22 protein-coding genes and 4 pseudogenes are annotated in these 23,337 nt (G+C 69.7%); 12 read left to right on the top strand and 14 right to left on the bottom strand.

Features of this window, described 5'->3' with window-relative positions; all coding sequences use genetic code 11:
- Nucleotides 1-167 precede the first annotated feature (167 nt).
- The 4 genes from ACIRO3_RS29625 to ACIRO3_RS29610 are packed head-to-tail and all read right to left on the bottom strand — an operon-like array spanning nucleotide 168 to nucleotide 4,838.
- Nucleotides 168-965: a hypothetical protein gene (locus ACIRO3_RS29625; RefSeq protein WP_404141816.1), complete on the bottom strand. Its 798-nt coding sequence runs from the start codon at nucleotides 963-965 to the stop codon at nucleotides 168-170.
- A complete protein-coding gene (locus ACIRO3_RS29620; protein WP_404141815.1) occupies nucleotides 962-2,494 on the bottom strand; it encodes a hypothetical protein in 1,533 nt (510 codons plus the stop codon). Before ACIRO3_RS29620 ends, ACIRO3_RS29625 begins: the two co-directional genes overlap by 4 nt.
- Nucleotides 2,491-3,255, bottom strand: a complete 765-nt coding sequence (locus tag ACIRO3_RS29615) for an AAA family ATPase (protein ID WP_404141813.1) — start codon at nucleotides 3,253-3,255, stop codon at nucleotides 2,491-2,493. Before ACIRO3_RS29615 ends, ACIRO3_RS29620 begins: the two co-directional genes overlap by 4 nt.
- Entirely contained in the window at nucleotides 3,255-4,838 is a 1,584-nt protein-coding gene (locus ACIRO3_RS29610; RefSeq protein WP_404141811.1) for a Mu transposase C-terminal domain-containing protein, read from the bottom strand. Before ACIRO3_RS29610 ends, ACIRO3_RS29615 begins: the two co-directional genes overlap by 1 nt.
- Before the next feature lie 325 nt (nucleotides 4,839-5,163).
- Here ACIRO3_RS29610 and ACIRO3_RS29605 point away from each other — a divergent pair, with 325 nt between their 5' ends.
- The 3 genes from ACIRO3_RS29605 (at nucleotide 5,164) to ACIRO3_RS29595 (ending at nucleotide 7,833) form a co-directional block, all read left to right on the top strand.
- Nucleotides 5,164-6,609, top strand: coding sequence for a PP2C family protein-serine/threonine phosphatase (locus tag ACIRO3_RS29605; RefSeq protein ID WP_404141809.1), 1,446 nt, complete (start codon nucleotides 5,164-5,166; stop codon nucleotides 6,607-6,609).
- Nucleotides 6,606-6,977, top strand: coding sequence for an STAS domain-containing protein (locus ACIRO3_RS29600; protein WP_404141807.1), 372 nt, complete (start codon nucleotides 6,606-6,608; stop codon nucleotides 6,975-6,977). The genes ACIRO3_RS29605 and ACIRO3_RS29600 overlap by 4 nt, the downstream gene beginning before the upstream one ends.
- Before the next feature lie 64 nt (nucleotides 6,978-7,041).
- Complete coding sequence (locus ACIRO3_RS29595) at nucleotides 7,042-7,833, top strand: recombinase family protein (RefSeq protein WP_404141805.1); 792 nt, start codon at nucleotides 7,042-7,044, stop codon at nucleotides 7,831-7,833.
- Nucleotides 7,834-7,944: 111 nt separating this feature from the next.
- On the opposite strand, the gene ACIRO3_RS29590 is transcribed toward ACIRO3_RS29595, so the two are convergent.
- From ACIRO3_RS29590 to ACIRO3_RS29570, 5 genes and pseudogenes are all read right to left on the bottom strand, one after another.
- Nucleotides 7,945-9,003 carry a hypothetical protein gene (locus ACIRO3_RS29590; protein ID WP_404141803.1) on the bottom strand — a complete coding sequence of 353 codons (1,059 nt, stop codon included), beginning with the start codon at nucleotides 9,001-9,003 and terminating at the stop codon, nucleotides 7,945-7,947.
- A gap of 63 nt (nucleotides 9,004-9,066) precedes the next feature.
- A complete protein-coding gene (locus ACIRO3_RS29585; protein ID WP_404141980.1) occupies nucleotides 9,067-9,342 on the bottom strand; it encodes a hypothetical protein in 276 nt (91 codons plus the stop codon).
- A 128-nt stretch (nucleotides 9,343-9,470) separates the two neighbouring features.
- Nucleotides 9,471-9,824 (bottom strand): annotated as a pseudogene (locus tag ACIRO3_RS29580) (hypothetical protein); the annotation flags it as partial.
- On the bottom strand, nucleotides 9,825-10,238 hold the full coding sequence (locus ACIRO3_RS29575; RefSeq protein ID WP_404141971.1) for a Mu transposase C-terminal domain-containing protein: 414 nt from the start codon (nucleotides 10,236-10,238) through the stop codon (nucleotides 9,825-9,827). It abuts the pseudogene before it with no gap.
- The gene (locus tag ACIRO3_RS29570; RefSeq protein WP_404141978.1) at nucleotides 10,178-11,032 is read right to left on the bottom strand and encodes a hypothetical protein; all 855 of its coding nucleotides are present in this window, start codon (nucleotides 11,030-11,032) and stop codon (nucleotides 10,178-10,180) included. Before ACIRO3_RS29570 ends, ACIRO3_RS29575 begins: the two co-directional genes overlap by 61 nt.
- 324 nt (nucleotides 11,033-11,356) lie before the next feature.
- On the opposite strand from ACIRO3_RS29570, the gene ACIRO3_RS29565 reads away from it, so the two are divergent.
- Complete coding sequence (locus tag ACIRO3_RS29565; RefSeq protein ID WP_404141801.1) at nucleotides 11,357-12,223, top strand: recombinase family protein; 867 nt, start codon at nucleotides 11,357-11,359, stop codon at nucleotides 12,221-12,223.
- A 36-nt stretch (nucleotides 12,224-12,259) separates the two neighbouring features.
- Here ACIRO3_RS29565 and ACIRO3_RS29560 read toward each other — a convergent pair whose 3' ends face one another.
- Entirely contained in the window at nucleotides 12,260-12,991 is a 732-nt protein-coding gene (locus ACIRO3_RS29560; protein ID WP_404141799.1) for a hypothetical protein, read from the bottom strand.
- Between the two features lie 844 nt (nucleotides 12,992-13,835).
- Between ACIRO3_RS29560 and ACIRO3_RS29555 the strand changes: the two genes are divergently transcribed.
- Nucleotides 13,836-14,138: a hypothetical protein gene (locus ACIRO3_RS29555; protein WP_404141797.1), complete on the top strand. Its 303-nt coding sequence runs from the start codon at nucleotides 13,836-13,838 to the stop codon at nucleotides 14,136-14,138.
- 1,087 nt (nucleotides 14,139-15,225) lie between these two features.
- Here ACIRO3_RS29555 and ACIRO3_RS29550 read toward each other — a convergent pair.
- Nucleotides 15,226-15,471 carry a hypothetical protein gene (locus tag ACIRO3_RS29550; RefSeq protein WP_361777738.1) on the bottom strand — a complete coding sequence of 82 codons (246 nt, stop codon included), beginning with the start codon at nucleotides 15,469-15,471 and terminating at the stop codon, nucleotides 15,226-15,228.
- A gap of 203 nt (nucleotides 15,472-15,674) precedes the next feature.
- Between ACIRO3_RS29550 and ACIRO3_RS29545 the strand changes: the two genes are divergently transcribed.
- Together ACIRO3_RS29545 and ACIRO3_RS29540 are read left to right on the top strand one after the other, a co-directional pair.
- Nucleotides 15,675-16,562 (top strand): hypothetical protein, encoded by an 888-nt coding sequence (locus tag ACIRO3_RS29545; protein ID WP_404141795.1) that lies wholly within the window; start codon nucleotides 15,675-15,677, stop codon nucleotides 16,560-16,562.
- A 282-nt stretch (nucleotides 16,563-16,844) separates the two neighbouring features.
- Nucleotides 16,845-17,276: a ribosomal protein L7/L12 gene (locus ACIRO3_RS29540; RefSeq protein WP_404141793.1), complete on the top strand. Its 432-nt coding sequence runs from the start codon at nucleotides 16,845-16,847 to the stop codon at nucleotides 17,274-17,276.
- 330 nt (nucleotides 17,277-17,606) lie between these two features.
- On the opposite strand, the gene ACIRO3_RS29535 is transcribed toward ACIRO3_RS29540, so the two are convergent.
- Nucleotides 17,607-18,212: a hypothetical protein gene (locus tag ACIRO3_RS29535; RefSeq protein WP_056789649.1), complete on the bottom strand. Its 606-nt coding sequence runs from the start codon at nucleotides 18,210-18,212 to the stop codon at nucleotides 17,607-17,609.
- Nucleotides 18,213-18,379: 167 nt separating this feature from the next.
- Between ACIRO3_RS29535 and ACIRO3_RS29530 the strand changes: the two genes are divergently transcribed.
- Nucleotides 18,380-19,540, top strand: coding sequence for a helix-turn-helix domain-containing protein (locus ACIRO3_RS29530; RefSeq protein ID WP_404141791.1), 1,161 nt, complete (start codon nucleotides 18,380-18,382; stop codon nucleotides 19,538-19,540).
- Here the strand turns inward: ACIRO3_RS29530 and ACIRO3_RS29525 are convergent.
- Nucleotides 19,527-19,831 (bottom strand): annotated as a pseudogene (locus tag ACIRO3_RS29525) (IS5/IS1182 family transposase); the annotation flags it as partial. The gene ACIRO3_RS29530 and the pseudogene ACIRO3_RS29525 overlap by 14 nt on opposite strands.
- A gap of 361 nt (nucleotides 19,832-20,192) precedes the next feature.
- On the opposite strand from ACIRO3_RS29525, the gene ACIRO3_RS29520 reads away from it, so the two are divergent.
- From ACIRO3_RS29520 to ACIRO3_RS29510, 3 genes and pseudogenes are all read left to right on the top strand, one after another.
- Entirely contained in the window at nucleotides 20,193-20,438 is a 246-nt protein-coding gene (locus ACIRO3_RS29520) for an antitoxin MazE7 (RefSeq protein WP_404141789.1), read from the top strand.
- A complete protein-coding gene (locus ACIRO3_RS29515; protein WP_404141787.1) occupies nucleotides 20,439-20,813 on the top strand; it encodes a toxin Doc in 375 nt (124 codons plus the stop codon). It abuts the gene before it with no gap.
- 494 nt (nucleotides 20,814-21,307) lie between these two features.
- Nucleotides 21,308-22,558: pseudogene (locus tag ACIRO3_RS29510) on the top strand (IS110 family transposase).
- On the opposite strand, the gene ACIRO3_RS29505 reads toward ACIRO3_RS29510, so the two are convergent.
- Nucleotides 22,508-22,948, bottom strand: a complete 441-nt coding sequence (locus ACIRO3_RS29505; RefSeq protein ID WP_404141785.1) for a hypothetical protein — start codon at nucleotides 22,946-22,948, stop codon at nucleotides 22,508-22,510. The pseudogene ACIRO3_RS29510 and the gene ACIRO3_RS29505 sit on opposite strands and share 51 nt — an antisense overlap.
- 136 nt (nucleotides 22,949-23,084) lie before the next feature.
- On the opposite strand from ACIRO3_RS29505, the pseudogene ACIRO3_RS29500 reads away from it, so the two are divergent.
- Nucleotides 23,085-23,337, top strand: a pseudogene (locus ACIRO3_RS29500) (hypothetical protein); the annotation flags it as partial.

Here is a 23,337-nt window from a genome sequence, read left to right as displayed (position 1 = left end):
CCCCCTGGCAGAGGGGAACTGCCTTTGTCCATCCTCTGTCTTTGATCATGCACCGGTCGAGACTCGACCGGTGCATGATCCTGTCGGGCGACACCAGGATTGTCGGACGACATGAGGATGGCAGTGGGTTCCGACAGGTGACGTCAGTAGTTCCGACATGAGGTGTGTCAGTAGGTAGTGGTCTCATCGGAGTCGATGAGACGTAGGCCGTACTGAACGTCGTCGGAGAGAACGGCGGTGTGGCCGTTGGTGTGCACGAGGAGGCCGGAGTCGATGAGCCCCGCGATGGCGGTGGCCCACTCCGGTGAGTCCCGGTCGTGCGGGGAGACGCTTCCGACATGGTGCGCATGGAAGAGCACCGCGGCGTCGAGGTCGGTGAGGACGTCGCGATCCGGGGGCCGGTGGGGGGTGCGCCAGGACCGGTCGTGGTCGGCGGGGTGGAGCCAATCCATCTGCTGGTCGGTGAGGACGTCGTTGCGCGGGCTCAGGGTGAAGTGGTGGGGTGCCGCGCGGCGCAGGGCGTACGGGCCGCCGAGCTCGGGGTGGGCCCAGGCGTGGGCGAGGGCGTCGGCGGTGCGGTCGTAGGTCCAGCGAAGTGACTCGGCGAGGTAGTCCGCGGTGAGCGGGCGGCCGGCGTGGGCGAGCGCGTTGAGGACGGCGGGCGCGTCCGCGTCGGCGCCGGGGTCCTGGGGCGGGTGCTCGGCGTCGCGGTAGCGGGGCAGGCGGTAGACGGCCTCTGCGTACGGGGTGAGGTCTGAGGGGTGCAGGTCCAGGCGCCGGGCCAGTTCGAGGACGACGTGCAGTGGCTGGTTGGGCAGGGCGTCCATGGTGATGGCGTTCTCGTGGACGCCGAGGAGGTCGGCGAGCTCCCACGCGGACAGGCCCGCGTTGTGCAGGCGGCGGCGCAGTTCCTTGCCCCAGCCCGAGGGCTTGTAGCGCGGGGGCGGGTGGAAGCGGTCGGTCACTGGTCGGGGCCGTCCTCGGAGAGGATCACCACGTCCATGCGGCGGGCGGTCATCCATTCGGTCAGGGGGGCGGGGCCGGCGCCGATCCCGGCGACTTCGCACATGCCGCGGTGGAGCCAGAACGGGTTGACGCCGATTCGGCGGCAGGTCCGTCCGATCGTCTCGACCAGAGAGCGGTAGGAGGCGTCGAGGGCGAGGTTCTTGGGGTCGGCGAAGTAGCGGCGGCGGGTGCCGGAGCCGTCCGCGCGGCGGTGGGCGAGGTGGGCGGCGAGGAGTTCGGCGGCGTACGGGGGCAGGGTCGTCTTGCCGGTGGTGTGCCCGTAGCTGGGGGTCTCGTCCTCGGGGCGCCGGTCGAGCTCGTGGGCCCAGTCGGCGCGGAGGAAGACGGCGGAGTCCGGATGCGTCGGCAGGTACAGGTACCGGCCGTGCTCGTCGATGTTGCGGCACAGCAGGTGGGAGAAGTGGTCGGGGGCGGCAGCCAGGTGCAGGGAGAGCACGGTGGCGGCGGCCGCGTGGGTGGAGACGGTGGCGCGCAGGGCCCGGCAGATGCCGGGGGTGAGCCAGGTGGTCAGCTTGTCCGGGGCGGCCGGCCCGAGCGCGGCGGACTGCCAACGCAGCAGGATGCCGCGGGTGAGCAGGGACGCCTGGATCGCGCGGAGCCGGATGAGGGCGAGGCGTCCGCCGGCGGCGGGGCCGAGGCGTTCGTCGCGCAGGTAGGCGTTCAGGGCCCGCTTGAAGGTGTTGCCGGTGCGGCCTTCGGCGAGTTCGTTGCGGTTGCGGCGTACGAAGGCGTCGGTGGCCTGGGCCTCCCTCCGGTAGGTGAGGTGGAGCTCCTCGAAGGTGTCCCCGGCCAGTCGGCGGCGGCAGGCGGCGAGGAAGAGGGGGAAGTCGGCGGCGGGCAGCGGGGGCCAGTCGCCGTCGGGGTCGGCGTGCTCGTCGGGTTGGAGAGGGAAGGAGAACGCCGGGGCCGGCAGCGGCAGGACGCGCTCGAAGGTGTCGCCGCCCATTGCCCGTACGGGCCGGTGTGGTCCGCCGAAGGGCATGTGCCCGCGGGCGGCGCCCTTGCGCTCGGATCGGCCCAGGCTCTCGATCGCGTTGCACAGCCGGGTCGGGCTGTTGGCGGAGGACCAGATCAGCCACAGGTCGGCGTCGGCCCGGTCGGCGAGTTCGGCGAGCTGGAGCGCCTCGCGGGAGCTGAGCCGGTGGGCGCGCTCGACGAGGATGTCGGTGATGTGCGCGGCGGTGATCCACGCCGTGGCGGCCTTCCAGGCGTCCGCGATGCTCAGGCGGCAGGTCCGTACGGCGGCCGGGTTCTTGCCCGAGCCGGCCAGGACGTCCCACACGAGGTCGTTGGCAGAGCGCACCGGGTTGGGGCGGACCACGATCCGGTCGGCGGACTCCAGCGCGGCCAGGCGGCGGGAGAGATTCGGATCGTCGTTGCCGTCGATGACGACGCGCACCGTGCGGTGCGGGGTGGGCGGGGCAGCGGCGGGATCGTCGGTGAGGGCGGTGTCCAGGGTTTCGGTCACTGGAGGCCGCCGCCGAGGAGGGCGTAGGCGTTGTGGACGGTGGCCTCGTCGACGGTGGTGATGCCCTGTTCCTCGCACAGGGAGGCGGCGGTGTGGGTGAAGACCGCCCAGTCGCGCATGGTGCCGTGGCCATACGAGCTGTCGACCTCGATGAGGAGATCGGCGTGGGCCTCGGCGTAGATGGGGTGGTAGCGGCGCATCAGGGCGGGGACCTTGAGGGGGTCGAGCGGGGAGAAGGGGAGGCGGCGGAAGACGCGGGAGCGGAGCATCGGCTCCTTGGACAGGACTTCCCAGCAGCCGTCGCCGCCGACGTAGAGCAGGGCGAAGCGGGTCTTGGGGTGGTCGTGGAGGTGGCGCAGCAGCTCGATGCAGTCGCCGGTCAGGCGCTGGGCCTCGTCGACGACGACCAGGCGCATCGGGGTGGCGAGCAGGCCGACGAGCTTGGTGGTGAGGTCGAAGCGGTTGCGGGAGGAGGGGTTCTCCGTGCCGGTGAGCTCGCGCAGCAGCTGGTCGGCGATCATCCGCATGGTGGGGCGGGCGGGGAAGGTCAGCACGGTCACCCGCGGCCGGGCGATCGGGTCGAGCAGGTCGAGGGCTTCCAGGGCGGCCTCGACGGCGAAGGTCTTGCCGGTGCCAGCCGGGCCGTGGACGACGCCGGTGGCGGCGTTGGCGACGAGGTCGCGGACGATGCGGGCGGTCATCTGGAAGTGGCCGGTGGGCAGGGCGGTGGCCCCGGTCAGGTCGACGAAGTGGCGCGGCATCAGCTCTCCGGGTCGGCGGTGGGGTCGATCAGTCCGAGCAGGCTCGTGCTGGCCCTGGCAGCGAGCGCCTGGTCGTGCTCGCGCTGCGTACGGGTACGGCCGTCGCCTTCGGGCACCAAGCGGGACTCGGCGGGCGGGGCGCCGTCGCCGGTCATCGGCGCGAGGGTGCGCCGGGCCTGGCGGGAGGCACGGCGCCGCTCGCGGCCGAGACGCTCGGCCTCCGCGCGGGCGTGCTCGCGGAAGGCGTCGGTCTGGGCCGCGGTGAGCTGCCCAGTCGGGAACGCGGTGCACAGGTGCGTCTCACCGTCGTAGACCTCGATGCTGCGGTCGTCGTGCGGCATGTACCGGATCTGGACCCGCTGTCCGCCGCGTCCGTACAGCTCGGGGGCGACGTAGGCCAGGCCGGCGAAGTTGATGCCGTCCTTCTGCACGGTCCGCTGCGCCCCGGCGAGCATGAGGTGGCGTAGCTGGTCGGCGCCGATCCGTCGCAGTGGCGCGGTGTCCTCGTTCCAGGCCGTCAGCGGGGTGCGTCCGGCCAGGGAGCGGTGCGGGCGCTCGGTGTTGTACCAGCGGGCCCAGGCGGCGAAGCGGTCCACGAACCGCTCGATACGCAACGGGCCGGCGCCTTCGGCGGCCGTCTTCGCGGCGCGCTGGGCGGCGACGGAGTCCTTCACCGGCCCGTACAGCTTCCCGCCGGCGTCGCGCGGGCCGCCGGTGAAGCCGGGGAGCTGGGAGATCAGCGTCTGCTCGATCGTGAGGTTCAGCCGCTCGACCTTGCCCTTGCGGTGCGGGGTGAACGCGGGCAGGCGGTGCATGACCACGGCCAGGCCGCCGAGGACCTCCTTCACGGAGCCGGCTGCGAACTCCAGGCCCCGGTCGATCCGTACGCGCTCGGGCACCGCGCCGAACGGCGAGCGGGCCGGGTCGTGGGTGAGCGCCATGCGCATCGCGGTCAGCACGGTGCCGGAGGTCGGGGTGACAGCAATGGCCCAGCCGAGCAGGGCCCGCGTGCCGTCGTCGACCACGGTGGTCAGCCAGGGTGCGAGCGCCTTGCCCTTGGGCGGCAGGACCAGGAGGGGGAGCTGCTTGTGGTCCATCTCCCAGGTCCGCCCGCGCAGCGCGTCCGGGCGGCGCAGGTAGACCGCGGCGGCCCGGCGTCCGGCCTCGCCGGTCCTCCACGCCGCCCGGTCGGCGGCGGTCATGTCGGCGATGAAGGCGCGTTGCAGCGTCCGCTCGGTGACGGCCTTCGCCCGCGCCCACCCCTCGGCGAGGAAGTCGGGCACCGGTGCCCCGGCGGTAGTGCCGTCTCCGGCGGTGACCGCGTGCCGGGCGCGGGCCAGGGCGGCGACGTTGCCCCGGTAGAACGCGAACGCCGCCCGGTCGGTGTCGCTCAGCTCGTAGCGGGGCCGCGCGGCCGGCTCATCGGGATTCGGCGGCGCGAGCCACCGCCACACCGTCCGCTCCGAGACCTCCAGCGCGTCCGCGACGGTACGGACATGCGCGGCGGTCAGCGCCTCGTCCTCCCGCAGCCGGGACAGCCGTTCGACGGCCGCCCGGCGCTTCTCCGCCGACACCCTCCCCATGAACCGAAGTGTCAGTGGTGTCGGCGCCGCCGTCCCCGAACATGCGCCCGCATCCACACGTCCGGATGGACCTTTGCCGAACCGGTGGGCGTGCGTGGGTCCGGCATGATTCAGATACGGCCGGAGGGACCCGGGTTCCCTCATCAAAGGGTGGTGCGGGCTTTCTGACGGGCCGGGGTTTTTGAGGGAGTTGTTGAAGGCTCTGGGGCCCCTTTCGGTGATCGTCGGCCGATCCTCAGAAAACGTTGGTTTCTTGACGACAGGAGGCCGTCTAGGCTGCGACAGTCGTTGGCCATCGAGGCCGGCGCGGCAAGGAAGGCAATCGATGCCGCAAGCGGGACACGCGATCGGCCCGGCGGACACGCCGGGGCGGCAGACGCTCAGTGCGGCAGAAGAAGCGGCCCGGATGGACGCGGTGCGCCGCTACGACATCCTCGACACCCCGCCCGACGGCGCGTTCGACCGCGTTGCGGCGATGGCGGCCCGGCTGTTCAAGGTGCCGGTGGCGAGCGTGACGATCGTGGATGAGGACCGGATCTGGTTCAAGGCCGCCCATGGGCTGGAAGGCGTCAGTGAGATCGGCCGGGAGCCGGGCCTGTGCGGATCGGCGATCCTCGCCGACGAGACACTGGTGATCCCGGACACGCTCACCGACCCCGTCGCCTTCAACAACGGCCTGGTCACCGGTCCGATGGCGGTCCGTTTCTACGCCGCAGCCCCGATCATCACCAGCGACGGGCACCGGCTGGGCACCGTCAACATCCTCGACAACAAGCCGCGCCTGATCACCGAGGACGACACCGCCACCCTCGCCGACCTGGCCGCGATCGTGCTGGATGAGCTGGAGATGCGCCTGGCGGCCTTGAACGCCCTGCGCACCGAGCAGGAACGGCGCATCGAGCAGGAGGCCGCCCGCGAGCGCGCGGAGCGCGACATGGCCGCCATCCAGGCGTTCGCCTCCACCCTCCAACGCACCCTGCTGCCCCCGGCACTGCCGGTGGTACCGGGGCTGGAGCTGGCCTGCCACTACGCCACCGCCTCCCCGCAGGACGTGGGCGGTGACTTCTACGACGTCTTCCCCCTGGACGGCACGAGGTGGGCGTTCTTCCTCGGAGACGTGTGCGGCAAAGGACCCGAAGCGGCCGCCGTCACCTCACTGACCCGCTACACCCTGCGCGCCGCCGCCCAGATCGACCCCGACCCCGAAAAAGTCCTCACCGCCCTGAACACGGCGCTGCTCCTCGACCCCGCCGTCGGTACCCGGTTCTGCACCGCCGTCTTCGGCATCCTCGAACCCCACGAGAAGGACGGGTTCACTGTCACGGTGGCCACCGGCGGGCACCCCCCCGCCTACCACCTGCGCGGCCAGGCGACAGTTGAAGCGGTGCGCCCCCCGGGCGGCATGCTCATCGGCGCCCTCGCCGAGGCGCGCTTCGCCTCCCACACCATCCACCTCGCCCCAGGCGAAGGACTGCTCCTCTACACCGACGGGCTGACCGAGGCCCGCACCCTGGGCGGCGGAATGATCGGAGAAGAGGGCCTGACCCGTTTCCTATCCGCACGCACCGGGCCCATCAGCGCGGCAGCGGTCATAGACGACACCGTCGACCTCATCAGCGCCACGCCCCACGGGGCCGGAGACGACGTCGCCCTGCTGGCCCTGTCCGTCCCCCTCACCGGCACCGCGGACGGCCTCACCGCCACCGCCACCGCCCACACCATCGCCCACACCATCGCCCCCGCCGACGAGATGTCGGAGAGCCGCCCGTGACCGACTTCCGCTTCACCGCACAGCACACCGACGGCGACCTCGCCCTGGCCCATGTCGTCGGAGACCTCGACATAACCACCGCCCCCCACCTTCGCGCTCAGGCACTGGCCCTGATCGACCAAGGTCACCGCCACCTGATCCTGGACCTCGGAGCCGTCACCTTCTGCGACTCCACGGGCTTCAGCGCTCTCGTCGGCATCTACCGCTGCGCCAAGACCGCCGACGGCACCCTGGCCCTTGCCGCCGTCCCTGACCGTCTTGAGCGGCTGCTGGACCTCACCGGCCTGAGCGCCCTGCTGCCCGCCCACCCCACCGCCGCCCACGCACTCGTCGCTCACACCCCCAGCCAGGACACGGCCACCGCGTAACCCCCTGCGGTGGCCGCCAGGCAAAGGCGGCCACCGCAGCGTCAAGAGAGGGCCCGATCGACACGTGGACAGCCTCACCAGCGCCCTCAACACAGTGGACGACGGCCCCCTGAGCGCCTTCCCCCTCCACCCAACCGAGATCCGCATCGGCTACGCCCGGATCTCCACCGGCGGACAGAAACTCGACCGTCAGATGGACGCCCTCACCCTCGCGCAATGCCGACGCATCTTCGCGGACAAGAAGTCCGGGAAGAACGACCTGCGCCCCGAACTCAAGGCATGCCACGCCTTCCTCCAGAGCGGGGACACCCTCGTCATCCCCTCCCTGGACCGGTACGGGCGCAGCCTCCAGGACCTCGTGAACATGGTCGCCGAGCTACGCGTACGCGGGATCGGCTTCACCTCGCTGCACGAGCGGCTCGACACCACCACCCCCGGCGGTCGCCTGATCTTCCACGTCTTCGCCGCGCTCGCGGAGTTCATCCGGGAGCTGATCGTGCAGGGCACCAACGAGGGCCTGGCCGCCGCGCGGGCCCGCGGCCGCGTCGGCGGCCGCCCCACCGTCGTCAACGACAAGCTGCTGCGCGCCGCCCGCGACATGCTGCCCAACCCGCAGAACAGCATCGAGACCATCGCCGCCCTGCTCGGCGTGTCGGTGGGCACCCTCTACAACCACATCCCCGACCTCAGGGAACTGCGGACCTCCCGCCTCCCCGCCGCAGCTCGAAAAAAGCACCCGGTAATCCCCGCCCCGCCGAAGAGACCGCGCCTTCTGGCCGTAGGCGACACCGAGAACGACGTCGACGAGCGGGACCAAGCGCACGCCGCGCCGGACAACGACCGTACGGACCACTGACACTTCCGGTGTCGGAAGCACTGACACTTCCGCGTCGGCCGACAAGGATTTCGGACGACAGTCGGATGTCAGTTATCGTGCGCAGGGTTGATGTCAGTGGGATGCGCAGGGTTATGACAATGGCGGCGCAGAGTCCGTGTCAGTAGGCGCTGGCGGCTCGGGGAGCATCCGCAGGCTGTAGAGCACGTTGTCGTGGAAGCGGTCGATGATCTCGCCGCGGGTGACCATCTCGGCGGCAGCGAGGTCTTCGAAGGCCTGTCGCTGGGCGGCGTCGTGTGTGTCGATTCCGCCGTCGACCCAGACACGGAGGAGTACCTCGGCCTCGGCGGGCTGGATGGGGCCGCGGATGTCGGGGCGGGGGTTCTTCCGTCCGGTGAGGGCATCGGCCTGGTGCGGGGCGAGGACGTCGAGGCGTGGGGTGACGGTGTACGCGTCGGGCGGAACGTGGCGTAGGGCGAGCACGCCGCCTGTGTCGGGGTGGGCGCGGGCGTGGTCAAGGGCGGCGTCGAGCCGGTGGCTAGTCCAGGACAGGGCGAGCGCGAGGGTGGCAGTGGTGAGGGGGCCGTCCGTGTACGCGAGTGCGGTGATGAGGGTGAGGGCGTCGTGGTCGGCGCCGGCTGGGCGGCGGTCAACGATCTGGCGGTGGCGGGGGCGCTCGAAGAGTTCGTCGGAGCCGGGCATCAGGTCAGCCGGGTTGATGTCGAGGCGGCGGGCGAGTTCGAGCAGGACGCGGACGGGCAGGTCGGGGAGTTCTTCGAGGTCGATCTGGTGCAAGTCGTACCCAGCGTTGAGAAATGCCCGCAGAGGTGGTGCGGCGTAGTCGTTGTCCTCGGTATCGGGCCAGATGAGCCAGATGGTGGCTGTGGTGCGGGCGCCGAGTTCGGCGAGGAGGTCGAGGGCGCCGTCGGGGAGGCAGTGGCTGCGGTCGATGACGATGTGGCGGACTTGGTCGGTGGTCAGCCAGGCGGCGGCCTGGCGCCAGGCGTCCGGGGTCGAGGGGCGATCGGCGAGCAGAGTGGCGGGACTGCGGCCGGTGGCGGTGAGGATGTCGAGGGCGAGGTCGCTGGTGCGGCCACCGGGGGTGGGCCGGACGACGAGCCGGCTGGGGCCTTCGATGGCGGCCAGACGGGGCACGACGCGGTGGTCGTCATCGCGATTGTGGACGAACACGAGCCGGGCCCGGCGACCCGGGCACGGTTGGGGGCTCCGGCGGGCTCCTCGGTGGGGGTGGTGTCAGGCATACACGCCGCCGCCGAGGAGGGTGAGGGAGTTCTCGATGACCTCGACGTCGATACGTGGGCGCCCGGCGGCCTGGCACAGTCCGGCGGCGGTGTGGGTGAAGGCGGCCCAGTCGCGCATGGTGCCCTGCCCGTACAGCTCGTCGATCTGGCGCAGCAGGGCGTCGTCGGCGTCCGCGTAGATGGGGTGGTAGTCCCGCATGAGAGTGGGGATCTCGCCGGTGGCCAGCGGGCGGAAGGGCAGACGGCGAAAGACGCGGGAGCGGAACATCGGTTCGCGGGAGAGGACCTCTCAGCAGCCGTTACCGCCGACGTAGAGCAGATGGACTTCGTCTTCGGCTCGTCGTGCAAATGCCGCAAGAGTTCGATGCAGTCGCTGTTGAGGCGCTGGGCTTCGTCGACGACGACCAGGCGCTTGGGGTGGGCGAGCAGGTCCAGGAGCCGGTTGGTGATGTGGAACCGGTTGCGGGACTTGGGGGCCTCGGTGCCGGTAAGCGCGGCCAGGAGGTGGTCGGCGACCAGGCGCATGGTCGGGCGGGCGGTGAAGGCGAGTGTGCACACGGTGGGCCCGCCGCGGGCGGCCTGGTATTCCAGGGCGGCTTCGACCGCGTACGTCTTGCCGGTGCTGGCCGGGCCATGGATGACGCCCGTGGCGTTGTTGGCGACCAGGTCGTCCACGATGCGGTGTGCGAGCTGGAAGGTGCCGGTCGGCAGCGTCGCGGCGCCGGTCAGGTCGGCGAAGTGCCGGGGCATTCAGCTCTCCTCGTTCTTGGTGATCGGGGTGATGCCGAGCAGGGAGGTCGATGAGCGGGCACGCAGGGCGGCGTCGAGTGCCTGGCGGGAGGAGCCGCGGCCGACTCTGCCCGTCACGAGCCGGGATTCGGTGGCCGGGCTGTCTCCAGTGATGGGTGCGAGTTCGCGGCGGGCCCGGCGGGAGGCCTTGCGGCGTTCGCGGCCGAGTCGGGCGGCTTCCTCGCGCTGCTGGGTGCGGAAGGCGTCGGTCTGTTCGGCGGTGAGCTGGCCGGTCGGCAGTGCGGTGCACAGGTGCTTGCCGCCCAGGTAGACCTCGATGGACCGGTCGTCGTGCGGCATGTAGCGGATCTGGACTACCTGGCCGACCCGTCCGTGGATCTCGGGCGCAACGTAGGCGTGGCCGCCCCGGTGGATGCCGTCCTTCTGGATCGTGCGCTCGTCGCCGGCCAGCAGCAGGTGGCGCAGCTTGTCCGCGTCGATCCGGTGCAGGGGTGCCTCGTGATCCGTACACGGCTCGGTACCGCGCCGAACGGGGAGACCTCGGGATCGTGGACCAGGGCCATGCGCATCGCGGTCAGGACCGTGCCCGCGTGCGGGCTCACCGCGAGCGACCAGCCCAGCAGGGTGCGGGTGCCGTCGTCGACGATCGTGGTCATCCACGGGGAGATCGGTTTGCCCTTGGGCGGGTGCACGAGGATCGGGAGCTGTTTGTGGTCCATTTCCCACACCCGGCCCCGGACCTCGTCAGGGCGCCGCAGGTGGACCGACTTCGCCCGGCGCCCGGACTCGCCGACCTTCCACGCGGCCCGCTGGGCCGGGGTCAGCTCACGGGCGAAGGCGACCTGCATCGTGCGCAGCGCGACGGGGGCGGCATCCGCCCAGCCCTCGCGCAGGAAGTCGGGGACCGGGGCGCCGGCGGTGGTGCCGTCGCCATCGACCACGGCCTGGCGGGCGCGGTGCACGGCGGCAACGTTGCCCCGGGAGAGGGCGTACGCCTCCCGGTCGGTCTCGCTCAGCACGTACGGCTCGGGCCCGCGGTGTTCGGGAACGCGGGTGCCGGCGGACAGCCACCGCCACACCGTGCGCTCGCTGACCCCCAGGCCCTCGGCGGCGAGGCGCACGTGCGCGGCCGACAGCTGCTCGGCGTCCCGCAGCTGGACCAGCCGGGCCACCACCGCAGCACGCTTCGAATCGTCCGCCCCCTCCATGATCGGAAGTCTCCGGCAGCATCCCGAAACGTGTTCAGGGCACCGGGCCCCTTCATCCGTACGAGCGAACGAGGGGTGATCGGCGGGCAGTCTCCCCGGCCGCGTCCACGCTGATCATGGCGGCGTGTGGTCCGGCCGGAGCTTTGCACGGCCGCCGTTCGCCCGTACGTCCCGGAAACGACCGAATCCGGGACGGCTGCCCGCCACGGCGACTGGAACGCGAGAGCCGTCCCGAAAGGCGTCCCGAAACCTGTGGGCGCGGCGGAGAAGCGGGACGGATATTCGGGACGGGCTGCTTCGAGCGGCCGGACGGGAGGGGAGCACGTGAACGGCGACCTGGACGAGATCGCCCGCGCCGAGCTCGTCGAGCGCGAACCTTGCCCGCGGTGCGGAGCGCCACCCGGCTCCCCATGCCGGACGAACTCCGGCGTCGTCGCCGTCGACTATCACACCGGCCGCTACGGCAAGATCCCCGCACTGAAGTCCGGGCCCGCGATCCGCATCCCCGCCGCGCGAGGGCCGGACCGGCCACGGCAGCCCGGCCCCGAACCCGACCTCGGCGTCGGCGTCGCACTCGCGCGGGCCGGCGACCGCATCGGCTACGCCCGCGTCTCCAGCAAGGGCCAGGACCTCGTCGGACAAGTCCGCCTCCTCAAGGAAGCCGGGTGCGTACGCATCTACGTCGAGAAGATCGGCACCCGGGAGAAGATCCGCCCCAAGTACAACGCCGCCCTCGCCGACCTCCGCCCAGCCGACACCCTCACCGTCACCATGCTCGACCGGCTCGGCCGCAACATGGTCGAGCTGATCACCTCTGCGCAGGACCTGGCCGAGCGCGACCACCGCCTGGAGATCCTCACCGGCCCACTGTCCGGCATGTACGACCCGCAGGGCGCCGGGAAGGTGCTGTTCGTGGTCTTCGCCGCCATGGCCGAGGTCGAGCGGGAGTTCACCCACGAACGGACCCTGGTCGGCCTGGACACCGCCGCGGCCAACGGCGACCACGGCGGACGCCCGCCCGCCATCGACGGCGACATGCTCGCTGTCGCCCTCCGCCGCCGCGACGCAGAAGAGTCCGTCACCGCCATCGCCAAGCACCTCGGCGTCGGCCGCTCCACCCTCTACCGCACCCTCGCCGCGTACGACGAAGCAATAACCACCGGCCGCGAGCCCGACAGTCCGAAAGGTTGAAACCATACCGTCTGAGCCAGGGGAACGAGAGTGCTTTCATGAGCCGTTCAAGCCGAGCGGAAGAGAATCAACAGCGATGCTGCACCACTTATATGCGCTTGGGAACACCTGCTCCTTCCCGGCGCTGTCTATGTAGCCCCAAGTAGAGCTGATCCCCGAAGCTACCTGTCCTGATGCGCCTCTAAGGGCCTCATTGAGCCCGACTGCTTTGGCGACCTCACCCCGTACGTACGATGCAGCCACATTCTGGAGGTTCAGTAGCTCGTATATTTTGTGGGATACCAGACCAGCACAGGTCTCCTTGAGAGCGTCGGCCGCCTCTTTGTCGTTCACTTTGCTGCTAGGCGACGAGTCGCCACAGTAACCGCCGTTTGAGGTCTTGACCCACAAACGTCCTACCTTGTCGCAAGCGCGTTTCAGATCAGCTGCGCCACCTCCATCATTACTGGACTGTCTATTGGTGTTGCCAGTCTGTTGATTGTCCGTGCTGTCGCCGTGCTTGGCGCCAGTGTCCTCGTTCGTGTTGCCGGTGTCCGTGCGCGAGTGACTGGCGTCCTCGTTCGTGTTGCCGGTGTCCGTGCGCGGGTGACTGGCGTCCTCGTTCGTGTTGCCGGTGTCCGATCCGGTGTCGGTGGAAGAGTCCGTTGTTTCTTGATCATCACCCGATGGATCCGAACTGCCGACCCGGGGAACCGCCGAAACCAATACATCCGAGGGTGACTGGGAGGCCGCTATGGCTGCGGTAGCTCCTCCGGAAACGAGGAGCAAGGCGCTAACGCCAGAAGTGCAGACTAGCCGGGGAATTCTCCGCCGGGCATTGGTAGTCATTACGATATCCATGTGCGTGTAGATGGTTAGCGCTTTATGTGAAGCGCTTTACCGCTTACCCCCAGGGGCTCAGCTTGTTGAAACAGTGACAAATTGCGGCGCCCGGACCAGAATTGAGCCGACGGTGTAAATGCCGCCCTGTGCAGCTCATACTCCTCCTCCTCGCCATGTTCCCGCAAATAGGTCTCGACCCATGCGGGACCGAAGAAAAAGGGTGAAGGGGCAACTTGTACACCGTGGTCGGCCGCCCAGCTCGCGCACCGTCGATAGCAGGAGCACAGCGCGCACGGCTTGCCCCAGCTACCCGGCGGCGACCCGCTACACCGAGCGCACCACGGCCAAGGCCGGTTGGCCCGATGATCTGTACGCGGGGGTTGCCGTGTTCTACGAGGTGCCTATAGGTCCCCGCCGGCGGCAAGCACGGCGACGCCAACCATGCCCTCCTCCGCTCGCATTACCAGCCCCGCCCCACGCCCGCAGTGATTCCCCGCGGGGCGTATTCGCGATCGATGGGACCGCTGACAAATCCCCCGCGTCTCACTGACATCTACTCTGCGCCCGACATCAGTGGCCGGCGAGCGGACTCCTCGACACCACCTAGCTTGACCTCGGATGCAGCTGGGCATGGCAGCACGTCCACCGCGTCCCGTCTCGTGTGGTCACTGCGGTCAACGGCCTGCGGGCTCCGTCAGCCTGATGGGTGCGGCGGTGCGGCGGCGTGGACGGCAGCCCGACCAGCCAAGACGACTTGCCCGCCGTGGCGAAGGCAACCGATCATTCGCCCATGAGACCCGAAGTACGGGCGTTCGTCGTCGATGGCCCGCTCCCCGACCGGGACGCAAGCGAAAAAGAGATCGACAGGTGCGCCGAGCAGCTCGAACAGATTCCGAAGCCGGTCACGAGCGAGGAAGCCCGAGCACTCGTCTCTTGCTTCGGCCCGCAGGACTGCTACGGCGTCGCCTGGGCGCTCATGCACCTCATAGAGACCGGTCCGAACCCTGTTCTGGCCACCGATCCCGGACCGGACGCCAACGAGTGGCACCAACGGCTCTTTCTTCGCGCCGTGAACGGAGGACTCATCCCCTGAACTTGACCTCGCCCAGCAGCGCGAAACACTTCGATCAATACGCGATCAACACGCAGCCTTCTCGGCCTCGGCCACCCAGGTCCCGCAGGCGACATGCGCGAGGTGGGCCCTTTGGCCAGCAGGGATGAGGCAAGAGCCAAGACCACACGGTGCTACCGCAGGACGGGGCAGTTCGCAGGGCCGGCCGGCGATGGCAGGTCGTGCTCAAGGATCAGCCGGTACCCCAGCTCGGTCCACGCTTCGGCGTCGTCCTCACGCTCCACCAGAGCCAGAAGCTCGGTAAGCGATTGCGGGACGGTCGCCCGATTCCGGGACGGCCGCCCGCCGCGTCACCATGCGGCATTGCCCCGGCTGGTGCGCCTCGCCTCGGGCAGCACGAAGGCACGACACCTGGCCGGAGCAATCATGGAGCGAGATCTCTGCGTCGAGCAGTCAACCGCTATCGCCTCCTCTCCCCCACGACCGCCGGCCGGTGTCAGCCGTTCCACCCAACCCGCATGGTGCACGCCTGACATCTACTCGGCACCCGACGGACTGCCCCGTCCAAAGTGGCCCGTCACAGCCGGCTCGACGAGCTGCGCGAGCTGGCCACCGAAGGCCGCCGAAGTTGCTCGCCCGCCAGGCAAGATCACCTCTAGGCTGGACGCGGCGGCAACCGCACTCCGGAACGCGGCCGACCGCTCGTCGATCAGTTGCAGCAGGGCGGAAAACTCAAGAAGCCGTCCCGGAAGGCGTCTCGCCACCGGCGGACGCGACGAAGAAGCGGGACGGGCATGCGGGACGGGCCATGCGGCGATGGCTTCGCGCATCAAGGTCTCGGCTTTCCCAGTTCACCACGTGGGCATTGAACAGTCCCGCGAGCTACGAGTCGACCCCCGTGACGAGCAGGTGCTGGCGCTCATCGCCCCACACGCCGACAGTGCGCGCCACGCCCGGGGCGAGAGCCGGTGGAACCACCCCTTCTCCAACGTGGCACGGTCTGCCGGCCCGGGCCCTGGATCGGGTCGGATCGGCCACGGATGAGGCCCGATCACGTCATGGCCCGGACGTCCGCAGGGGAAGACGGCTCTGGCTGCGTCAATGCGCCTCAGGAGCGGTCAGTGCCGGGGAGCCGGGACCGGTCTGCGTTCTCATGAGTGGGGGCTGGAGCAGGCGCACACAGCGTCGGTCCGCTGCCGGTCTCCGGGGAGGCCGGCAGGGACTCAGTGCTGCGGGCGTGCCGGTGGGCTGCGCGGGTCGTCGTCATCATGGTCAGCACGACGGTGACGAACTGCAGCGCCACCGTCAGCAAGGTCAGCCATTCCACAGTGCTCTGTGTATCGATGGCGGTCATCGGTTTCCCTCCCCGGGTCGGTTGTGACCATGACGCCTGTCCGGTGGGCATCCGGCAACGGATTGGGCGACGATCGGAATTCCGGGTGCTCAACGTTCGTCCGCCGTATCCGGCCGGATACGAGTTCAGCGAGAACCAGTGCCGGATGCGGTGGGGAGCTCTAGCGTTCTGGCCCAAGACCATCCAGTCATGGGGAGAAACTGTTGGACGAGAACGACCTGTACATGCGCCTGTCACGTCTGGAGACGGTGGAGGACCTGGCAGCCTGCTTGCAGGAATTACGCCACAGCGCCGGCGGCTGGCCGCTCAAGCGAATCGAAAAGTGGGGGGCAGAGCGGGGCAAGGAACTGGCTACGTCAACGGTGAGTGATGTGCTGCGGGCGAAGCGTCCGCCGCAACAGCGATTGCTCATGGATCTGCTGAAAGCATTTGGGGTAACCGACCCGGCCCACCTCAGCGTGTGGGTCCAGGCACTCGAACGCGTGACTCGTGATTCGAGTGCCACACCACAGAGCACATCTGCCCAGGCCGTCGGACAGGTGCCCGCAGCCATGTTCTTCGACCGGCGTGACGATCTCTTCGACATCAGCAAACAGATCAAAAGCGCACAGAGCGAGGTGTGGCTGTGGGGCGCCACACTGACGATGCACCTCGACTACCTCGTCAAGTACTTCGGCGCGGCAGCCGTGCGCGACGTGTCGATCAAGGTGTTGTTGATTACCCGTCAAGGGCGAGCCATGGACATGAACGCCTTCCGCATGTCGGGCCAACTGCGGCCCGCGGACGTGTCCCACCTCCAAGCGGGTCTCGACTACCACCTGGGGCTGCTCGCCCGCGTTGCGGGCAGCCACCCCAATCTCGAAGTACGGCAGGTCGACTACCTCGCCCCGTACACCCTGTACGCCTACGACCCCGGGCTTCCCTCCGGACGGATGGATCTGCGCCTGGGCTCGTTCCTGGGAGACCACGACATGCGCCCCACCTTCAGGCTGGCACGTGAAGGCGACGGTGAGTGGTTCGACTACTTCTGCGAGCAGTTCGTCCGTGTCTGGGACGTCGCCGAGCCCTATCGCGGCGCGGACTCGGGATGAGCAGGGGCCGCGACAGTCTGGAGCAGACCGGTCACCGGTCCTGCGCGCATGCCCCGCTAAGGCACGATTCGTACGCCCGGCAGATGCCGGCAGAGGGGGCGGAGGAGGCCCGGTTGTCTCCGCCGCAGCTGACAGCCCACCGCCGCTGGTGAATCCAGCAGTGGCGCGGCCTGGCCATGCGAACGGGACGAGCTCGCCATCTCCTACCAGGCCGCACTCCACCTCGCCGCCGCCCTAGCCTGGGCCCGGCGATGGCCTGCCCGGTGGGGTTCAGCTGCGGGGGTGTTTCACTTGCCGGACAGCTTGCGGCGCCGGGGAGGGTGTGTGGAGGAGCCAGGATTCCGAGTCCTGCTGACGGAGTCAGGAGACCGGAAGACAGACGTGATCCGTGCGATCCGAAAGGTCACCGGCCTCAGCCTCTGGAACAGCAGACTTCTGCTGAACAGTGCGCCCGTAGCGGTCACAGAAGCCGACTGGCTCGAAGCCGCCCAGGACGCGGCCGGTGTCCTTGAAGCCGCGGGTGCCCACGCGACAGTGCTCTGCGACTGGTGCGACCGCACCATCACGCGAGTTGCCGGCCCGCTTGACCCGGGTCCGTGTAGTGGGCCATGGCCTCCTCAGACCTGTCGGGCGGGTTACCCGCCGACGACGGACCGGACACGGCCACTGCTGACGGACTTACGGCCAAGCCTGAGGGACACGCTCCGAGCTTGAGTTTCAACCTCGCAGCATGCCTCTCCGAGTGGTGGCCCGGTGCGAGCCTGATGCGATGACCATGTCCGAAGCAGCGCGGGCGATCTGGCGCCGGTTGAGGAACACCGGCGACGAGGAAACTCGTCCCGCAGGTGTTCCACAACTCTCCCAGGGCGGAGGCGCCACCCGGTCTTCAGAGACCATCTCATGTGGCGAGTCTGCGGTAGCAGATGAGAGTGCAGGCGTGCTGGTGAAGGCCAGGAAGTGGTCGCCGCCGGCGGAGCAGGTGGGCACGACAGCGGCGCGCCCGGGCTCCGGCCGCGCCGCTGTCGAGCTGTGGTCAGCCCCGGGTCAGTGGAGCTTGTTGACGGCGGTCTTCGTCGTAGTGCGGAAGGCGGTCAGCGGGGCGTCCTCGAGGTCGCCCATCTGGCCCCAGCGGACGAGGGTGACGGTGCGGCCGTCGCGGCCGACGGAGAACAGGTGGATGTCGGAGATGCCGATCTGCGGGTCGGCGGTGTCCAGGCTGTAGACCCAGGCGCCCTCCTCGACCGCGAGCTTGCCGTGGGAGGCGCTGACGGCCTGCAGGCCCGGGTTCTGCTGCTCCAGCAGGGGGCCGCAGCCGGCGAGGGCCCCGCGGAGGGTGTCGACCAGCTTCACGGCGTCGGCCTCGGTACGGGCGACGGTGGTGACCTGGACGCCGTTGGTGTCGAGCTCGGTGCTGAACTCGCGGTAGCGGGTGTTCTGCGCCGGGATCTTGTACGGGGCGCAGAGGACGCCGCCGTTCTCCGGGACGCCGGTGAAGACCTGGGTGGCGGTCCACGGCGTCGACGACGGCGGCATCTGGGAGGCGGCGAGGAAGGCGGGCTGGGCAGCGGCCTGCGCCGGGGCTGTGGCGAGGGCCGCGAGGCCCAGTGCGGCAGCGGCTGCGGTGGCGAGTGCGGTGCGGAGCTTGTTCATGGTGGTGGATCCCCCGTCGGGTCGTTCGTTCGGTCTGTGCTCAACCAGCGTGGGGCCGACACCCGCCGGCTGCAACGATCACGCGCCCACCAGCCGTCCCGGAACCATTCCACCCCCGCTGACGTGCAAGGACGTGAAGGATGGGACGCAGGGGCGAGGGGGATGGAATGTCGAAGGATGCCGCCGTCGAGGAGTTCGCGGGGCTCGTGCGCGCGCTGAAGGCGCGGGACGGGAGGAGTTACGAGGCGCTGGGCCGGCGGCTGAGCGTCAGCGCGTCCACCCTCCACCGCTACTGCTCGGGCGCGACCGTCCCGGAGGAGTTCGCCGTGGTCGACCGCCTCGCCCTGCTGTGCGGGGCGGAAGAGGAGGAACGGCGGGTCCTGGAGGCGGCCTGGACGGAGGCGGACCGCGCCCGCCGCCGAGCGGCCTCGCTCGCGCCCACGCCTGTGCCGGCCGTGTCGGCCGCGCCGGAATCGAACCCGGACCCGACCGCCCCGGACCCGACCGCGCCGGAGGCGCCCCGCGCCCGCCCCCGTCGTGGCGCCCCCGCTCCCCTCCTCGTTGCCGCCGCCGTCGCCCTCGTCGTGCTCGCCCTCGCCGCCGCCCTGCTCAGCCACCCCACCCGTACGGCTTCCGCCCCCACTCCCGCTTCCACCGCTCCGGGGCGGACCGCGGCCCCCCTCCCCTTCACCTGGAGCACCGGTTCCCAGCTCTGGGAGGGCGGCTGCGGGCACACCTACCTCGTGGACCGGGCCCCCCGCGCGGTCGCCCCGCCGCCGGTCGCGGCCGACTCCGGGGCGTGGGCCGGGACGCACGGTGCCGTGCACGGCGGGGAGGCGATGGTGCGGATCACGGTCCAGGGCCGGTCGCCGTCCGACGCCGTCGTCCTCCATGCCCTGCACGTGCGCGTGGTCGACCGCGCCGCGCCGCTGCCGTGGAACGCGTACCGGATGGACAACGGCTGTGGCGGCGCCGTCACCCCGCGCCACTTCGCCGTGGACCTCGACCGGCCGCGCCCGCTCGCGAGGCCCGTCGACGGCCTTGACGCCTCCGGCGCCGAGGTCCGGAAGATCCCGGCCGTCTCCTTCCCGTATAAGGTCACCTCCTCCGACCCCGAGGAGCTGCTGGTCTCCGCGCGGACGGTGAGCTGCGACTGTCGCTGGTACCTGGAGCTGGAGTGGAGCGCCGGGGGCCGTACGGGGACGGTGCGGATCACGGACGGCGGGAAGCCGTTCCGCGCGAGCGGGACCAGGGGGAGGCCGGCGTACGTGCACGACTCCGCCGAAGGGCGCTGGATCACAGACTCGGACCTTGGACAGACCGGGTGACCGAGGTCCAGGGGTGGCGGCCCAGGCGTTGTGGGGACTCAACTCCCTTGCGGGAGATGCGTGGGTAATGCCTCGCCCGCGTAACCATCGTCGCAGGTGGTTGTAGTCGTAGCCCTTGTCGGCGTGGAGCGTGCCAGGCTTGCGCCGCCGTCGGCCACGGCGCGAGCGGATCGGCGGGATGCCCCTCACGAGAGGGATCAGGGCCGGCCGCGGATGGCGCCGGCACCGTAGCGCCCCACGGAGTCCTTGTAGTCGGTGGGGAACGAGTAGCCCCACGCCCGCTCGGCCTCGTCCCAGTCGACGTCCGAGCCCGCCCCGGCATGGGGAGGCATCAGTGACAACAGTTCATTGATCGGCATCCCGTCATGGCGCTCCATCTCGTTTCCCCGCCGGCTGTCGGCCGGCGCACGGTCGGAGTCGCCGTCTGCTCCCCGCTGTTAAGGGGCAGACCGGGTCGTATGCCGCCTGAAGCAGGCGTCCGCCGGACTGGTGGGAAGCCGTTCTCCCTCGCCGCGCTGAACGAGGCCGCCCAGGTCCGTAAACCACGGTCACATCTGAGACACCGCATCGCTACCGGTGGCCTCGGGTCCTGCTTGGCCCTGACCCTGGCGAATGGCTCTCCCGCCGAACCCCGGGAGCGCATACTCGGAGGATGGCCGACACCACCGCCTTCGAGGTCGACACCGCCGTGCACGAGCGTCTCACCGCACTCGCCACGGCAAGGGGCCTCAGCCTGCCCGCCTATCTCTCCGAACTCGTCGCCGCGCAGGAGAACGAGGCCGGACTTGTCCGCGCCGCCCAGGCGTTCGACGAAGCCGTCCGACGCCCCGGATTCCGCGAGGGATTCGAGCGCGACTTCGGCCCCGCCAAGGGCCGCACCAATGCCCGGGCGGCATGAGTGGAACTGCACATCGACCACCGTTGGCTGCTCGAACGGCAGGAAAGCCTGTTCAAGGACGTGGAGGTGGCCGACCACTCGGCGATGATCGCCGCGGTCGCCAGACACCGCGTGGACTCCCCCAGTCTCACCGTCGACCATCCCGACGCCTACTGGCGCGCAGCCGCCCTCCTCGAAGCGATGGTCCTCCTCCGCCCGCTCCCCGAGTCCAACGAGTATTTCGCCTACGGAGTGGCCGTCGCGTACATCGAGGCATCCGGCAAGTCGGTTGACGCCCCGTACGAACAGTGGCGCGAACTCATCGCCGACATCCGCGCGCTCCGCATCACCGTGTACGACGTCGCCGACCGTCTCCGCTCCTGGCAGCAGACGTAATGACGGAGGACGGCATTCGAGCGTTTTAGGGACTATGCCGGAATCTCAACAAGTGCGCGACACTGGGCCAGAGTCGAGACAGAACGGCAGGTCACGAAGCCTGCTCCCCGCACCTGCGGGGATGACCCCGATCTTCTTCTTCAGGGGCTGGACTCGCCCCTCTGCTCCCCGCACCCGCGGGGATGACCCCGGTGCGCCGCGTGGTCATAACGGTGGACTCCGCTGCTCCCCGCACCCGCGGGGATGCCCCCCCATTACCGTTTTCGTTGGCTCCGCAACGGGGCTCCCGGCCTCCGGGCCCGGCATGACTTCCCCCCTTTGTTAACCATGATCCGGGCGGTGGTGTCACCGGCCCCGGAGGCACTGGCTGAGCGCTGATTAGGGGCTTGACCACTGGCTTGTTCGCAGGTCGGGAGGCTCTTCGTAATGTGGATGTGGCGATCGGTGCCGTGGGTGAGGCCGGGCAGGAGCACGACCGGAGGGGCCTGCACGTGATCGACACCGGCGACATCGACGTCTTCCTCGGCCTGGACGTCGGCAAGGGAGAACACCACGCCACGGCTGTGACCCCGGCCAGGAAGAAGGCCTTCGACAAGCGGCTGCCCAACACCGAGCCCAAGCTCCGCGAGTTGTTCGCGAAACTGCAGGCCAAGCACGGGACCGTGCTGGTGGTCGTCGACCAGCCAGCCTCGATCGGCGCCCTGCCTCTGGCAGTGGCGAGGGACATGGGCTGCCCGGTCGCCTACCTGCCCGGTTAACGATGCGGCGGATCGCCGACCTCTACCCAGGCGAGGCCAAGACCGACGCGAAGGACGCGCTCATCATCGCGGACGCCGCCCGCGCGATGCCTCACACACTCCGGGCCATCGACCTCGAAGACGAGACGATCGCCGAGCTGCAAATGATCGTCGGCTTCGACGACGACCTGGCCGGCGAAGCGACTCGGGTCGCGAACCGGCTCCACGGCCTGCTCACGCAGATCCATCCGTCCCTGGAGCGGGTGTGGAGCCGCGGTTGCAGCACCCGGCAGTGCTAGCCCTGCTGGAACGGTTCGGGTCTCCGGCCCAGATCCGCAAAGCCGGCCGACGACGGCTGGTCACGCTGCTGCGGCCGAAGGCCCCGCGGATGGCAGAGCGGCTGGTCGAGGACATCTTCAACGCGCTGGACGAGCAGACCGTGGTGGTGCCCGGCACCGAGGCGGCCGCGCTGATCGTCCCGAGCCTCGCAGGCTCCCTGACCGCGGTCCTTGACCAGCGGAAGTTTTGGCCGGGCGGATCGAGGAACTGCTGGAAGCCCACCCTCCTTCGAAGGTCATGATCTCGATGCCGGGAGTCGGCATCAGGACCGGAGCCAGGATCCTCATCGACGTCGGCGACGGCAGCAATTTTCCATCCGCCGCCCACCTCGCAGCCTACGCAGGTCTCGCCCCAGCGTCCCGCAACTCCGGCTCCTCGATCCGAGGAGAACAGCCTTCCCGGAGGGGAAACAAGCAGCTCAAACGGGCCTTCTTTCTCTCCGCGTTCGCCGCCCTGGCCGACCCTGCCTCGCGGGCCTACTACGACAAGAAGATCAATCAGGGCAAGCACCACACCCAAGCCTTGCTCTGCCTCGCCCGCCGCAGGGCCGACGTCCTTTTCGCCATGCTCCGTGACGGCACCTTCTACGAACCCCGGCCAGCCACTGCCATCAGTCGCTCACCGAGTCGGCATGCCCCCATGCGGACTGTTCACGACCATGGCCAGTGACCCAGCGGCAAGGTAGTAGTGACCCGGGAAGTACTCGATGTGCTGGTGCCCGCCGTCGTCCATCTCCGCAATCGACCCAACCTCGTCAGCGAGAGCAGTCAAGCCCAGTCGGTCACCCTCAATGAGCAGAGCGCTGCGCTCCGAGTCAACTCTGATGTGGACACCCGGACCGCTGGTGCTTACCACCTTGACCGAAGCCAGTTCAGTGCCGCCGAAGCTCGGTTCAGCCGAGGCGGTGGCTTCCACGCTGCCCTTCCCCGCGACGAGGGCAAGCGCCAGGACGACGAGTTCCGCCGCATCGCCCGAGACGTCCAACCCTTCATCGGGCAAGAACAAAACCCTCATCCGCCACAACCCCTTCGGTTCCACAACGCCAGACTCAACGATCAAAGCCGTTGCCCCTGGTCAACCGGGCGTCCCCGACTCAAGGCCAACTGTCGCGGACGTTACCCACCGCTTGGCGAAACCCATAGGGGCACCCCCCCCGAGTTGTCGCCGCCCGGACTGCTCCCCGCACCCTCGGGGGATGACCCCTGATCATCGAGGTCCGAAATCCGTTCGGTCATCTGTTCCCCGCACCCGCGGGCGTGACTCCCGTCGAGCAGACGGCACCGGCACCGGCACCGTTTCCATCTGCTTCCCGCGCCGCGGGGATGACCCCCATCCCCGGCCGTCGACCAACACGACGTTCAAGATCTCCCCGGACCCGTTCCTGATCGACAAGGTCCGGGACGTCGTCGGCCTCTATCTCGCCCCGCCGGCGAATGCAGTGGTGTTCG

The organism is Streptomyces sp. NPDC102278 (genome assembly GCF_044766345.1).
Classification (GTDB): domain Bacteria; phylum Actinomycetota; class Actinomycetes; order Streptomycetales; family Streptomycetaceae; genus Streptomyces.
Note: the sequence above shows the minus strand (reverse complement) of the source record. Positions and strands in the feature narration are given on the sequence as shown.